13 protein-coding genes and 1 riboswitch are annotated in these 14204 nt (G+C 73.4%); of the genes, 12 read left to right on the top strand and 1 reads right to left on the bottom strand.

Annotation, left to right across the window (positions count from 1 at the left end; all coding sequences use genetic code 11):
- Position 1: 1 nt before the first annotated feature.
- The 5 genes from HD601_RS29745 (at position 2) to pyrG (ending at position 6629) form a co-directional block, all read left to right on the top strand.
- Positions 2 to 982 (top strand): copper transporter, encoded by a 981-nt coding sequence (locus HD601_RS29745; protein ID WP_184828148.1) that lies wholly within the window; start codon positions 2 to 4, stop codon positions 980 to 982.
- Positions 979 to 1791, top strand: a complete 813-nt coding sequence (locus HD601_RS29740; protein ID WP_184828146.1) for a hypothetical protein — start codon at positions 979 to 981, stop codon at positions 1789 to 1791. Before HD601_RS29745 ends, HD601_RS29740 begins: the two co-directional genes overlap by 4 nt.
- Before the next feature lie 5 nt (positions 1792 to 1796).
- Entirely contained in the window at positions 1797 to 3407 is a 1611-nt protein-coding gene (gene murJ / locus HD601_RS29735; RefSeq protein ID WP_184828144.1) for a lipid II flippase MurJ, read from the top strand.
- A 185-nt stretch (positions 3408 to 3592) separates the two neighbouring features.
- Positions 3593 to 4684, top strand: a complete 1092-nt coding sequence (locus tag HD601_RS29730; RefSeq protein ID WP_184828142.1) for a glycosyltransferase family 4 protein — start codon at positions 3593 to 3595, stop codon at positions 4682 to 4684.
- 271 nt (positions 4685 to 4955) lie between these two features.
- The gene (gene pyrG, locus HD601_RS29725) at positions 4956 to 6629 is read left to right on the top strand and encodes a CTP synthase (RefSeq protein WP_425503453.1); all 1674 of its coding nucleotides are present in this window, start codon (positions 4956 to 4958) and stop codon (positions 6627 to 6629) included.
- Here pyrG and HD601_RS29720 read toward each other — a convergent pair.
- Positions 6626 to 7189, bottom strand: coding sequence for a TetR family transcriptional regulator (locus HD601_RS29720; RefSeq protein ID WP_184828140.1), 564 nt, complete (start codon positions 7187 to 7189; stop codon positions 6626 to 6628). The two genes, pyrG and HD601_RS29720, sit on opposite strands and share 4 nt — an antisense overlap.
- An 80-nt stretch (positions 7190 to 7269) precedes the next feature.
- Here HD601_RS29720 and HD601_RS29715 point away from each other — a divergent pair, with 80 nt between their 5' ends.
- The 7 genes from HD601_RS29715 (at position 7270) to ribH (ending at position 14184) form a co-directional block, all read left to right on the top strand.
- Positions 7270 to 8814, top strand: a complete 1545-nt coding sequence (locus HD601_RS29715; protein WP_221441426.1) for an MFS transporter — start codon at positions 7270 to 7272, stop codon at positions 8812 to 8814.
- 25 nt (positions 8815 to 8839) lie between these two features.
- Complete coding sequence (gene rpe, locus HD601_RS29710) at positions 8840 to 9508, top strand: ribulose-phosphate 3-epimerase (protein ID WP_184828135.1); 669 nt, start codon at positions 8840 to 8842, stop codon at positions 9506 to 9508.
- A 318-nt stretch (positions 9509 to 9826) separates the two neighbouring features.
- Positions 9827 to 10435, top strand: a complete 609-nt coding sequence (locus HD601_RS29705; RefSeq protein ID WP_184828133.1) for a Uma2 family endonuclease — start codon at positions 9827 to 9829, stop codon at positions 10433 to 10435.
- 53 nt (positions 10436 to 10488) lie between these two features.
- A riboswitch (FMN riboswitch) is annotated at positions 10489 to 10626 on the top strand.
- Between the two features lie 91 nt (positions 10627 to 10717).
- A complete protein-coding gene (ribD, locus tag HD601_RS29700) occupies positions 10718 to 11836 on the top strand; it encodes a bifunctional diaminohydroxyphosphoribosylaminopyrimidine deaminase/5-amino-6-(5-phosphoribosylamino)uracil reductase RibD (protein ID WP_184828131.1) in 1119 nt (372 codons plus the stop codon).
- Between the two features lie 4 nt (positions 11837 to 11840).
- The gene (locus tag HD601_RS29695; protein WP_184828128.1) at positions 11841 to 12440 is read left to right on the top strand and encodes a riboflavin synthase; all 600 of its coding nucleotides are present in this window, start codon (positions 11841 to 11843) and stop codon (positions 12438 to 12440) included.
- A complete protein-coding gene (locus HD601_RS29690; RefSeq protein ID WP_184828126.1) occupies positions 12437 to 13711 on the top strand; it encodes a bifunctional 3,4-dihydroxy-2-butanone-4-phosphate synthase/GTP cyclohydrolase II in 1275 nt (424 codons plus the stop codon). The genes HD601_RS29695 and HD601_RS29690 overlap by 4 nt, the downstream gene beginning before the upstream one ends.
- Positions 13708 to 14184 (top strand): 6,7-dimethyl-8-ribityllumazine synthase, encoded by a 477-nt coding sequence (gene ribH / locus HD601_RS29685; protein WP_184828124.1) that lies wholly within the window; start codon positions 13708 to 13710, stop codon positions 14182 to 14184. The genes HD601_RS29690 and ribH overlap by 4 nt, the downstream gene beginning before the upstream one ends.
- Positions 14185 to 14204 lie beyond the last annotated feature (20 nt).

Below are 14204 nucleotides of genomic sequence, written 5' to 3'. Positions count from 1 at the left end.
CGTGATCGACTTTCGTTACCACCTGGTCTCGATCATCGCCGTCTTCTTCGCGCTGGCGGCCGGCATCGTGCTCGGCGCTGGCCCGCTCGGCGACACCGTCGACGACACGCTGGCCGAGCAGACCTCCTCGCTGCGCGACGAGAACCGCGAGCTGCGCCAGCAGCTCGAGGCCACCGAGGCCGACACCGCCTACCAGCAGGCGTTCCTCCAAGAGGTGACGCCGCGGCTGGTCACCGGCCAGCTCGAGGGCCAGTACGTCGGTGTCATCGCGCTCCCGGGCGCCGACGAGGACACCGTCACCGCCGTCCGCGAGACGCTCGAGACCGCGGGGGCGACGGCCGACCTCACCGTCCGCATCGAGCCGACGTGGACCGACCCCGACTCCGAGCCGGTGCTCGACGAGCTCGCCACCGAGCTGGTGTCGTCGGGCACCGAGCTGCCGTCCACCGGCGACGGCTACGCCCGCGGCGCCGCCGTGCTGGCCGCCGCGCTGCTGGCGCCGCCGGTCGAGCCGGGCGCGTCGCACGAGACCATCGACACCGCCACGGTCACGGCGTTCGAGGAGTCCGACCTCATCACGCTCGAGCAGGACGCCTCGGTGGCGCCGTCGCTCGCGGTGCTGGTGGCCGGGTCGGTCTCCGGCGACGACGCCGACGACCGGCTGAACCGGCTGGCCACGCTGGCCGCCAGCGTCGACGCCGCCGGCGCCGGTGCCGTCGTCGCCGGTCCCGCCTCGACGGCCGAGGACGGCCTGCTGCGCACCATCCGCGACGACGGCGACGTCGCCGAGATCGTGTCCACCGTCGACTCCGTCGACCTGCCCAGCGGCCGCGCGGCCGTCGTCTTCGCGGTCAGCGAGCAGTCCGAGGGCGGCTCCGGGCAGTACGGCGTGGTCGGCGAGACCGACGGCGCGCTGCCGCCCGTGCCCGAGGAACCCGGGCAGAGCGTCACCGACGAGGCCACCGAGGGGAGCTCGGAGTGAGGCGCATCGTCGGCTCGCTCGTCGCCGCCGGGGCCGCGGGCGCCGCGGCCTGGGTCGCCTCGCGCCGCATCGGTGCCGCGAAGCCGGGCGGCGCCGAGCTCTGGGAGCGCAAGAACTTCCGCGGCTCGACGGTGACCCTGGCGGCCGGTCCCGCCGTCGCCGCCGGAGCCGCCGCGGGCGTGCTGGTCGCGCCGGGCCTGCCGTCGCGCGTCCGCACGGCCGGGGTGTGCGCCGCCGTCGCCGTCGGCGCGGTCGGGCTCTACGACGACCTCTTCGGCTCCACGGCGAGCAAGGGCCTGCGCGGGCACCTGTCGGCGCTGCAGTCCGGCGAGGTCACCAGCGGCGTCGTCAAGATCGGCGTCATCGGCGCGGCCGGGGTCATCGGCGGGGCGCTGGTCAGCGACAACGTCGTCGACGCCGCCATCGGCGGTGCCGCCATCGCCGGGCACGCCAACCTGCTGAACCTGCTCGACCTGCGCCCTGGCCGGGCCAACAAGACGGTGCTGCTGCACACGCCGCTCGTGGTCGGCGGGCCGGCGGCGCCGGTCGGTGCGGCCGCGGTGGGCGCCGCGCTGGCCATGCTGCCGGACGACCTCGGCGAGCGCACCATGCTCGGCGACGCCGGAGCCAATACGCTCGGCGCGCTGCTCGGGCTGGCGCTGGTCGCCCGCGAGGGCCGGGCCGCACGGCTGGCGCACCTCGCCGTCGTCACCGGGCTGACGCTGGCGAGCGAGAAGGTCAGCTTCACCAAGGTCATCGAGCGCACTCCGGTGCTGCGCGAGCTCGACGGCCTCGGCCGCCAGCGCTGACCTCCGTGAGCGCACGCCGGTCTGACGCCGGGCGGGTCGCCGCGGGGGTGGCGGCCGGGATCGCCGGGGGAGCGGCGCTGATCGCCGTGGTCAGTGTGCTGGCCCGGGTGGTCGGCTTTGGCCGGCAACTGGTCTTCCAGGCGCAGGTCGGCGAGACGCTGCTCGGCTCCGTCTACGCGACGGCCAACGCGATCCCCAACGTCGTCTTCGAGATCGTCGCCGGCGGCGCGCTGGCGGGCGCCGTCGTGCCGCTTCTGGCCGCCGCGGCCGGGCGGGGCGACCACGCCCACGTCAAGCAGACGGTGTCGGCGTTGCTGGGCTGGACGCTGGTGCTGCTGGTGCCGGTGGCGCTGCTCGGCGTGCTGGTGGCCGGCCCGCTGATGTCGGTCATGCTCGGCGACGCCGGCGGCTCCGAGGGCGTCACCGTCGGGCGGGCCATGCTGCTGCTGTTCCTGCCGCAGATCCCGCTGTACGGCATCGCGGTCGTGACCGCGGGGACGCTGCAGGCGCACAAGCGCTTCCTGGCCGCGGCGCTCGCGCCGGTGGTGTCCAGCGTCGTGGTGGCGACGGCGTACGTGGTGTTCGGGGCGGTGTTCACGGGGTCCGCCGACGACCTGTCGACGCTGGACCGCCGCGACGAGCTGGTGCTGGCCGGCGGCACGACGGTGGGCGTGCTGGCCCTGGCGCTGGCCACCCTGCTGCCGATGCTGGTGCGGGTCACCGGCGTGCGGCCGACGCTGCGCTTCCCCGACGGCGTGCGGCGGCGTGCGGCGCTGCTGGCCGGCGCCGGGCTCGTGACGCTGGTGGCGCAGCAGTTGGCGTATCTGACCTCGTACTTGATGTCGAACGAGCACGGCGGCACCGGCGGCGCCGTCACCTACCTGAACAGCTGGATGGTGTACCTGCTGCCGTACGCCGTGCTGGCCGTCCCCATCGCGACGGCGGCGTTCCCGCGGCTGTCGGAGCACGCGGAGACGTCGCGGCCCGCGTATGCCGACGTGCTCGCACGGTCGACCCGGGCTGTCGTGCTGGTGTCGCTGCTCGGCGCGGCGGTGCTGACGGCGGTCGCCTGGCCGGTCGCGCGGTTCTTCGCGGCCATCGGCGCCGGTGACGCGCCGCCGGAGCGCATGGCGTGGGCGCTGGTGGCGTTCGCGCCGGGCCTGGTGGGCTACGGGCTCGTGGCGCACCTCGGCCGGGCGCTGTACGCGCGCGGCCGCGGCAAGACGTCGGCGGCGGCGACGGCGGGCGGCTGGCTCGTGGTCATCGCGCTGGCGGTCGTGCTGTCGTCGTCGGTCGGCGAGGACGGCGTGACGGCGGCGCTGGGCGTCGCGCACACCGTCGGGCTCAGCGTGGCGGGCGTGTTGCTGCTGGCCGGCGTCGTGCGCGACTCCGGCGGCGTGGCGCTGGCAGGCGTCGCGCGGACCTTCGTGGTGGGGCTCGTCGCCGCGGGGCTGGGCGCGGCGGTGGGATGGGCGGTGGCGTCGGCGTTCGGCGACGGCTCGGCGGGGTACCTGGTGCTGGCCGGCGTGGCGGCGGCGCTCGCGGTGACGGTGGTCGCCGCCGTCCTGGCCTGGCCGCTCCTGGGCGGCGACCTGCGCGCGCTGCTCCGCCGCTGACGCTTGCGTGGGGAGTCTGGCAACGGGTGGGTGACAGCGTCCTGGTCTGCCGTCACGTGCTGGTCTGGCGTCACGCGAAACGGTCGAACTCGGCCCGAACGCGTGACTGGGGACCAGGACGTGACAGCAGACCAGCGCGCGCGGCGAACGTTAGGTTGGACCCTTTCCAGCACAGGAGGAGAGCGATGAGGCTGACGATCGTCGTCGGCATGACGGCGGGGGGCGTCGGCATGCACGTGCGGTCGCTCGTGGAGCGGCTCGGCGGGCTGGGCATCGAGGTCGGCGTCGTCGGCCCGGCCGAGACCCAGGAACGCTTCGACTTCACCGGGGCCGGCGCCCGGTTCGCGCCGGTGCGCATCGGCAGCGCGCCGAACCCGCCGGCCGACCTCGCGGCGGTCCGCGGGCTGCGGCGGGCGTTCCGCGGCACCGACGTCGTGCATGCGCACGGGTTCCGCGCGGCGGCGCTGTCCGGGCTGGCCCTGGGCCGACGGCGTCCCGGGCGGGTCCCGCTGCTGGCCACCTGGCACAACGCCGTCCTGGCGACGGGGCCGAAGCGGGTGCTCATCGGCAGGCTGGAACGGCTGGCCGCGCGCCGGGCCGACGTCACGCTGGGCGTGTCGTCGGACCTGGTGGCCCGGGCCCGCGAGCTCGGCGCGCCCGACGTCCGGCTGGCGCCCGTGGCCGCGCCGCGCGTCCAGCCGGCGAAGCGCGACGCCGCCGCCGTCCGGGCCGAGCTCGGCGCGGGGGAGCGGCCGCTGCTGCTGGCGGTGAACCGGCTGGCCGAGCAGAAGGGCCTCGACGTCCTCCTGGCCGCCGCGAAGCGGTGGCGTGAGCTGACGACGTCGCCGCTGGTCGTCGTGGCGGGTGACGGGCCGCTGGAGGACGAGCTGAACCGGGCCATCACGTGGGACGACCTGCCGGTGCGGCTGCTCGGCCGGCGCTCGGACATCCCGGACCTGCTGGGCGCCGCCGACGTCTACGTGCTGACGTCGGTCTGGGAGGGCCGCCCCCTGGTCATCCAGGAGGCGATGCAGGTGGGCCTGCCGGTGGTCGCGACGGCGGCCGGCGGCGTCCCCGAACTGGTCGGCGACGGCGCGCAGGTGGTGCCCGTCGGCGACGTCACCGCCGTCGTCGAGGCCGTGACCGCGCTGCTCGACGACCCGGTACGGCGGTCGGAGCTGGGCGAGCGGGGCCGGCGCCACGCCGCCACCTGGCCGGACGAGGACGACAACGCCCGGCTGGTCGCCGGCCTGTGCCGGGACCTCGCCGGGCGTTGACGCATGCTTGGTCCGCCCCCGCCAGCCGCGAGTCCGGCGGGGGCGGTGGCCACCACGGGGGAAAGTGGCCGAAGCCAAACGTACCGGATCAAGATCGGCAAGCCACCCCGATCGGAGAAAGATCTCATCAAGTTCTACGACGGCGAACACGGGTCGCGGCGAGTCGGCACGGAGGACCCCGGGAAACTGTTAGGCTGGAGGTCCGTGGGAACAAGGTTCAGCGTTCTTCGCCTTGAGCCACCAGCTGACGGATTGACCACGGGAGCCCCTCTTGGCCTTGCAGCCGACCACCCATGTGTTCGTGACCGGTGGAGTCGCGTCCTCTCTCGGCAAGGGGCTCACCGCCTCCTCGCTGGGGAGCCTGCTCACCGCCCGCGGCCTCCGGGTCACCATGCAGAAGCTCGACCCGTACCTCAACGTCGACCCCGGGACGATGAACCCGTTCCAGCACGGTGAGGTCTTCGTCACCGAGGACGGCGCCGAGACCGACCTCGACGTCGGCCACTACGAGCGGTTCCTCGACCGCGACCTCAACAAGTCGGCCAACGTCACTACGGGTCAGGTGTACTCCGACGTCATCGCGAAGGAGCGCCGCGGCGAGTACCTGGGCGACACCGTCCAGGTCATCCCGCACATCACCAACGAGATCAAGGACCGCATGATCGGCATCGGCGACGGCGAAGTCGACGTCGTGATCCACGAGATCGGCGGCACCGTCGGCGACATCGAGTCGCTGCCGTTCCTCGAGGCCGCGCGCCAGGTCCGCCACGACGTCGGCCGCGACCGCTGCTTCTTCCTGCACGTCTCGCTGGTGCCGTACCTCGCGCCGTCGGGCGAGCTGAAGACGAAGCCGACGCAGCACTCCGTCGCCGCTCTGCGGCAGGTCGGCATCACGCCCGACGCCATCGTGTGCCGGTCCGACCGGCCCATCCCGGCCGGCGTGAAGAAGAAGATCTCGCTGATGTGCGACGTCGACGCCGAGGCCGTCGTGGCCGCCGTCGACGCCCCGTCCATCTACGACATCCCCAAGGTGCTGCACGCCGAGGGCCTCGACGCCTACGTCGTCAAGCGGCTCGGGCTGTCCTTCCGCGACGTCGACTGGACCGCCTGGGACGAGCTGCTGCGCCGCGTGCACCACCCGCGCCACGACGTCACCGTCGCACTGGTCGGCAAGTACGTCGACCTCCCCGACGCCTACCTCTCGGTCACCGAGGCGCTGCGGGCCGGCGGGTTCGCCAACGACGCCAAGGTGCACATCCGCTGGGTCCCGTCCGACGAGTGCGAGACGCCCGAGGGCGCGGCGGCCCGGCTGCACGACGTCGACGGCGTGGTCATCCCGGGCGGCTTCGGCATCCGCGGTATCGAGGGCAAGATCGGCGCCATCCGGTACGCCCGCGAGCACCAGATCCCGACCCTCGGGCTCTGCCTCGGCCTGCAGTGCATGGTCATCGAGTACGCCCGGTCCGAGGCCGGCCTGGTGCAGGCCAGCTCGGCCGAGTTCGACCCCGGCACGCCGGAGCCGGTCATCGCGACCATGGAGGACCAGAAGGGCATCGTGGCCGGTGAGGGCGACCTCGGCGGCACCATGCGGCTGGGCTCGTACCCGGCGGTGCTGGGCGAGGGCACGCTGGCGCGCGAGCTGTACGGCTCCGGCCGCGTCACCGAGCGGCACCGGCACCGCTTCGAGGTCAACAACGAGCACCGCGACCGGCTGGTCAAGGCCGGGCTCGTGGTCTCGGGCACCTCGCCCGACGGCACGCTGGTCGAGTTCGTCGAGCTGCCCCGCGACGTCCACCCGTTCTTCGTGGCCACGCAGGCGCACCCTGAGCTCAAGTCGCGCCCGACCCGCCCGCACCCGCTGTTCGCCGGGCTGGTGGCGGCCGCCGTCAGCCGCCAGCAGGAGACCCAGCTGCCGGTCGACGTCGAGCCGGCGGTGGTCAGCTAGCCGGCGGTCGTCGGTTCGTCGGTCGCCGTGGCGCGAGCTTCGCGCCGCAGACGGAGCCGGACCTCGTCCAGGAGGGCGGGGTCCGGCATGGGCAGCCCGGCCAGCGCGCTGAGGTAGAGCCCGTCGCCGACCAGGCGCAGGATCTCGGCCGTCACCGGGTCCTGCACGTTCCTGCGGATGATCTCGGCCCAGCGAACGAAGCAGTAGATGACCAGTTCGCGGGCCTCGTCGCTGGCGATGTCATTGGTGCGAAGCGCCGCGAGGAGCGGCCAGTAGACGGCGTCGTCGGAGCTCGCCACAGACGACCGCAGGTAGTAGTCGACGACGTCGTCCGGGGTCATGGTCTCGGTCTTGTCGAAGTCGGCCTCGACGTTGTCGGCCAGTCGCCGGGCCAGGCCCGTGATCAGCGCTTCCTTACTGGGGAAGTGGTAGAGCAGGCCGCCCTTCGACACACCGGCCTCGTCGGCGACGGCCTCCAGCGTGACCGCGTGCAGGCCGGTGTCGACCAGGATCCGCTGCAGCGCGTCGAGGATGCGATCGCGGGACGAAGGACGTGGCACGGGAATGGACCTCGCTTTCGATGAGTTACTGTACCGTCTGGACGGTTAAGTTTACCTCGGCGGAGGATGAGATGGCGATCATGGAGCAGGACCGCTTGCTTGCCGGACGTCGCGAGTGGCTGGCGCTGGTGGTCCTCCTGCTGCCGGTGCTGCTGATCTCCATCGACATGACGGTGCTCAGCTTCGCCGTCCCGCACCTGAGCGCGGATCTGGCGCCGTCGGGCACCGAGCTGCTGTGGATCGTCGACGTGTACGGCTTCATGATCGCCGGGCTGCTGGTCACCGCGGGCACGCTGGGGGACCGGATCGGACGGCGGAAGCTGCTCCTGGCCGGCGCGACGGCGTTCGGCGTGGCGTCCGCGCTGGCGGCGTACTCGACGTCGCCGGAGATGCTGATCGCCGCGCGGGCGCTGCTCGGCGTGGCCGGGGCGACGCTGATGCCGTCGACGCTCTCGCTCATCCGCAACATCTTCCACGACGTCCGGCAGCGGACGCTCGCCATCGCGATCTGGGCGACGATGTTCTCGGCCGGCGCCGCCCTGGGCCCGGTGGTCGGCGGCTGGCTGCTCGAGCACTTCTGGTGGGGCTCGGTGTTCCTGGTCGCGCTACCGGTGCTGGCGCTGCTGCTGATCTTCGCGCCGATCCTGGTGCCGGAGTCGAAGAACCCCGCGCCGGGGCCGTACGACCTGCCCAGCGCCGGGCTGTCGCTGGTGGCGATGCTGGCGGCCGTGTACGGGATCAAGGGCCTGGCGACGGGGTCGCTGTCGGTCGGGTACGTGGCGGCGCTGGTGGCGGGCGTGCTGGTCGGGGTGGCGTTCGTCCGGCGGCAGCGCCGGCTCGAGACGCCGCTGCTGGATCTCGGGCTGTTCGCCCGGCCGGCCTTCCGCGCGTCCGTCGTGACGAACCTGCTGACGACGTTCGCGATGATCGGCGCGCTGTTCTTCATGACGCAGTACCTGCAGCTCGTGCTGGGCATGCAGCCGCTGGAGTCCGGCCTGGTGCTGGTGCCCGGGCTCGTGCTGGCGATCCTGACCGGGCTGGTCGCCGTCCCGCTGATGCGCCGGGTGCCGACGCCGTGGCTGCTCTTCGGGGCGCTGCTGGTGGTGGCGGGCGGGTTCGGGCTCATGGTGCTGGCCGGGCGGGGCTTCGGCGCCGGACTGGTCATGACGGCGTTCGTGCTGGTCGGCGCCGGGGTCGGGCTGGTCCAGACGATCACCAACAACATCATCATGGGCTCCGTCGACCCGGCCCGGGCCGGTGCCGCGGCGGCGGTGTCGGAGACGGCGTACGAGGTGGGCGGCGGTCTGGGCACGGCTGTCCTGGGCAGCGTGCTGACCGCGGTGTACGCGTCGTCGCTGGGTGCGGTACCGGGGGTCGACGGGGCGGCGTTGTCGCAGGCGCGTGAGACGCTGGGCGGCGCGGTGGACGTGGCCGGGTCACTGCCGTCGTCGGCCGGGGCTTCGCTGCTGGCGGCGGCGGACGGCGCGTTCACGCACGCGGTCGAGGTGACCAGCGTCATCGGGGCGCTGGTGGTCGTCGGCGCCGCCGTGCAGGCGCTGGTCGTGCTGCGCCGCTCGCGGAGCGCCGCGCTGCCGTCGCCCGTGTCGTCCGGCGGCGAACACTGAGGCCAGGCGGGTAGCCTGGGCGACCGTGGGGATTCAGATCGCGCCGAGCATCCTGTCGTCCGACTTCGCCAACCTCGAGTCCGAGATCGCGCGCCTCGGCGACGCCGACCTCGTGCACGTCGACGTCATGGACAACCACTTCGTCCCCAACCTGACGCTCGGGCTGCCGGTGGTCGAGGCGATCCTTGCCAGGACGGACCGGCGGATCGACTGCCATTTGATGATCGAGGCACCCGACCGGTGGGCGCCCGCGTATGCCGAGGCCGGCGCCCACAACGTCACGTTCCACGCCGAGGCGGCCGCCGCGCCGGTCCGGCTGGCCCGCGAGTTGCGCCGGCACGGTTCACGGGCCGGGGTCGGGCTCCGGCCCGCCACCCCGATCGAGCCGTGGGCCGACCTGTTGCCCGAGATCGACATGCTGCTGGTCATGACGGTCGAACCCGGCTTCGGCGGCCAGGCCTTCCTCGACGTGTGCCTGCCGAAGATCCGCCGGGCGCGCGAGCTGGTGTCGCGGTCCGGCCTCGACATCCGGATCCAGGTCGACGGCGGGGTGTCCGCCGACACGATCGAGCGCTGCGCCGACGCCGGCGCCGACGTCTTCGTCGCCGGCTCCGCCGTCTACGGCGCCGAGGACGCGGCCGCCGCGGTGACCGAGCTTCGTGCGCTGGCCCAGAAGGCCGCCCCCGGCCACTGACCGCCGCCCGCCCTCGACGTTGATCTTGGAGTAAGTGGCGTATTGCGATCCGATATGCCCGATTGATGGCCCGCTTCCTCCAAGATCAACTTCCGGGGTTCGGGAGGCATGCGGGGGTAGCCGTGGAGTTTGCCCGACGGTGCGGGGCGGGAGCGGGCGGAGTTGCCCGATCAGGGCAACCTTTCGGGCAACCGGCGGGCTAACGCCACGAGGCGACAGCGGGTGAACCGGCTGCTTAGCGTGGTGCGGGTCGCGGATCGATCGCGACGGTCCAGCCCGCATCCGTGCCCCTGAGGAGTCCCCGTGAACGCCACCCACGTGCTCGACCGCACCCCTGGACCGCTGGGGTTCCGCACGTCCGACCTGGACGCACTGCCCACCGACGGGCCTCGCTATGAGCTCATCGAGGGCTCCGTCGTCGTGTCGCCGCCGCCGACCGCTGCCGAGACCGCGCTGACGGAGTGTCTGGCGAACATGCTGGAGGTGGCGAACCGCGGCAGTCCGCTGGTGGTCGATCGCGCTCAGCCGGTGCGGATCGGCGAGTACGACGAGGTCGGGCCGGACATCGTGGTCGCGCACGTGTCGATGGCCGAGACGACACCGATTCCGATCGAAGCCGTCGCACTGGTCGTCGAGGTGGTGTCGTCGACCTCGCTTCTGCGTGATCTCACGACGAAGCACGCCCTCTACGCGTCGGCCGGGGTGCCCGCGTACTGGATCGTGGTGCCGAACCGCCATCCGGCCAGTGCCAGCGTCGTCGAGCTGCGCCTCGATGCATCTTCCGGCTGGTACGTCGAACGCACTCGAGCCTCGTCGGCGATGTTCAGCACCGATTACCCCTGGCCCGTCACCATTGACGTCTCCGCTCTGGCCGACGCGTGGGCGGCACTGGTGCTGGACGCGCGCCGGCGCGGAGAGGAGGTCTGAAGCGGGGCCGGGAATGCGTGCCGGACGGCGGCGGTTACCCTTCAAGAGACACAACGCGTGCTCCGGGGTCGGTGAAAGTCCGAACCGGCGGTGACAGTCCGCGACCCGGCCGTCGTCTACACGAGGCGTCCGGTTGACTCGGTGGAACTCCGAGACCGACGGTGAAAGTCCGGATGGGAGGCAGCACGCGCGGCCGTCTCGGCTGGTCGCGCCTTGGTGCGCGCCCGAACCGCCGAGCCGGTCGTCAGTGGCGCACCCGCGCCCGCCCCGGAGCTCGCCCGAATGAGGCGAGGAGGGCCGGTGGCGAGTCCTGGGGAACTGGCGGCGATGCGCCGTGCCGTCGAGCTGTCCCTGAACGGCGCCTACACGACGCCGCCCAACCCCGACGTCGGCTGCGTGATCCTCGACGCGACCGGCGCGACGGTGGGCGAGGGCTGGCACGAGCACGCCGGCGGCCCGCACGCCGAGGTCAACGCTCTCGCGCAGGCGGGCGAGCGGGCCCGGGGCGGCACCGCGGTCGTGACGCTGGAGCCGTGCGACCACACCGGCCGCACCGGTCCGTGCACCCATGCGCTCCTCGAGGCGGGCATCGCCCGGGTGGTGGTCGCGGTCGCCGACCCGAACCCGGTCGCCGCCGGGGGAGCGGCCACCCTGCGCGCCCACGGCGTCGACGTCGAGGCCGGCGTGCTCGAGGACGAGGCGAGCACCGCCAACGCGCGCTGGCTCACGCCGTTCCGCACCCACCGGCCGTTCGTCGTCTGGAAGTTCGCCGCCACGCTCGACGGGCGCAGCGCGGCCGCCGACGGCTCCAGTCGCTGGATCACCGGTCCCGAGGCGCGCGCCGACGTCCACCGGCTGAGGGCCGCCGTCGACACCGTCGTCGCCGGCTCCGGGACCGTGCTCGCGGACGACCCGCAGCTCACCGCCCGTCTCGACCCCAGCGACGCCGGCCCGGCCGACGCCGGCCCGGCCGGCGAACGGCCGCAGCCACTGCGCGTCGTCGTCGACAGCCGGGGCCGCACGCCGGCGACCGCCCGGGTCCACGACGACCAGGCGGCCACGTGGATCGCGACGGCGGCAGAGGTCGGCGCGACCCCCGACGGGCGGGTCGACCTCGCGAAGCTCCTGAACGCCCTCTACGAGCAGGGACGCCGCTACGTCCTGCTCGAGGGCGGACCCACGCTGGCCGGCGCGTTCTGGCAGGCCGGCCTCGTCGACCGCGTCGTCGGCTACGTCGCGCCCGCGCTGCTCGGCGCCGGTCCGGCCGCCCTCCACGACGCCGGCGTCGGCACCATCGCCGACACCATCCGCCTCGACGTCACCGACGTCCGGACCGTGGGCCCGGACCTCCGCATCACCGCAACACCGCGCGAACGACCGCAAGACCACAGGAAGGCGTGAGGCCATGTTCACCGGGATCGTCGAAGAGCTGGGCGAGCTGCTCCGGACGGAGGGCGACGCCGAGGACGGCCGGCTCACCGTCCGCGGCCCCAAGGTCGCGGGCGACGCCGTGCACGGCGCATCGATCGCCGTCGACGGCGTCTGCCTGACGGTCACCGCCGTCGACGGCGACACCTTCACCGTCGACGTCATGCGCGAGACCTTCGACCGCACCACGCTGGCGAAGCTGACCAGCGGCGACGCCGTCAACCTCGAGCGGGCGGTCAAGGCGTCGGACCGGCTCGGCGGGCACATCGTCCAGGGTCACGTCGACGGCGTCGGCAGCGTGGTCGCGCGCACGCCCGGCAGCCGCTGGGAGGTCGTCCGCATCGAGGCCCCGGCGCACCTGCTCCGCTACGTCGCCGAGAAGGGATCGATCGCCGTCGACGGGGTGTCGCTGACGGTGTCGGGGCTCGGCGCCGACTGGTTCGAGGTGAGCCTCATCCCGACCACGCTCGAGCTCACCACGCTCGGCCGCCGGCAGCCCGGCGACGGCGTGAACCTCGAGGTCGACGTGGTCGCCAAGTACGTGGAACGACTGCTCGAGACAGGAGTGCGCGCATGACCGTCCAGCTGGACTCCGTCGAACGGGCCATCGCCGACATCGCGGCCGGAAAGGCGGTCGTGGTCGTCGACGACGAGGACCGCGAGAACGAGGGCGACCTGATCTTCGCCGCCGCCCGCGCCACGCCGGAGCTGATGGGCTTCATGATCCGGCACACCTCGGGCGTGGTGTGCGTCCCGATGCTGGCCAGCGAGCTCGACCGGCTCAAGCTGCCGCCCATGACGTTCGTCAACGAGGACCGCAAGGGCACCGCCTACTCCGTCTCCGTCGACGCCCGCGACGGCATCAGCACCGGCATCTCCGCCGCCGACCGCGCGCACACGGTGCGGGTGCTGGCCGACTCCGCCACCGAGGCGTTCGAGCTGACCCGGCCCGGCCACGTCTTCCCGCTGCGGGCGAAGGACGGCGGCGTGCTGCGCCGGCCCGGCCACACCGAGGCGTCGGTCGACCTCGCCCAGCTCGCCGGGCTGTCGCCGGCCGCCGCCATCTGCGAGATCGTCCACGACGACGGCTCCATGATGCGGGCGCCGGCGCTGCGCGAGTTCGCCGACGAGCACGGCCTGGCCATGATCTCCATCGCCGACCTCATCCGCTACCGCCGTCGCACCGAGCGGCAGATCCAGCGCGTCGCCACGACCCGCCTGCCCACCCAGCACGGCACGTTCACGGCGCACGCCTACCGCGACGTCCTGGACGGCAGCGAGCACGTCGCCCTGGTCATGGGCGACGTGGCGTCCGACGAGGTCGGCGACGACGCCGTCCTGGTCCGGTTGCACTCCGAGTGCCTGACCGGCGACGCGTTCGGCTCGCTGCGCTGCGACTGCGGCCCCCAGCTGCGCGCCGCGCTCGACATGGTCGCCGGCGCCGGCCGCGGCGTCGTCGTCTACCTGCGCGGACACGAGGGCCGTGGCATCGGCCTGGCGCACAAGCTGCAGGCCTACGAGCTGCAGGACGGCGGCCTCGACACCGTCGACGCCAACGTCGAGCTGGGGCTGCCGGCCGACGCCCGCGACTACGGCACCGGCGCGCAGATCCTCGCCGACCTCGGCGTGCGCACCATCGCCCTCATGACTAACAACCCGGCCAAGCTGACCGGCGTCGAGGGCTACGGCCTCAAGCTGGCCGAACGGGTCGCGCTGCCGGTCGCCGTCAACCCCGAGAACCTGCGCTACCTGACGACGAAGCGGGACCGCATGGGACACGACCTGCGCGATCTGCCAGGCTCGGGGCCACAGGAGCCCCACGAGGAACGAGAGGACGTCGGACGATGAGCGGTCAGGGCGCGCCGGAGCTGCAGATCGGCAAGGTCGGGGACCTCCGGGTCGCCGTCGTCGCCTCGCTGTGGCATCAGCAGGTGATGGACGGGTTGATCGCCGGGGCGCAGCGGGCGCTGGACGAGGCGGGCATCGACGACCCGCTGGTGCTGCGGGTGCCGGGCTCGTTCGAGCTCCCGGTCGTCGCCGCCCGGCTGGCCCGCGCCAACTACGACGCGGTCGTCGCGCTCGGCGTGGTCGTCCGCGGCGAGACGCCGCACTTCGACTACGTCTGCCAGGCCGCCACCGAAGGGCTCACCCGGGTCGCCGTCGACACCGGCGTCCCCGTGGGCTTCGGCCTGCTGACCTGCGACGACGAGGAGCAGGCGCTGGCTCGGGCGGGGCTGCCGGGGTCCAAGGAGGACAAGGGCTACGAGGCGACGCAGGCCGCGCTGGCCACCGTCGTTGCGCTGCGCAACTGCTACGCGTAGACGGGCCGCGTGTCCGGACC

Source organism: Jiangella mangrovi (assembly GCF_014204975.1).
Classification (GTDB): Bacteria; Actinomycetota; Actinomycetes; order Jiangellales; family Jiangellaceae; genus Jiangella; species Jiangella mangrovi.
The sequence above is the reverse complement of the archived record's forward strand: the minus strand, read 5'-3'. Positions and strand labels throughout refer to the sequence as shown.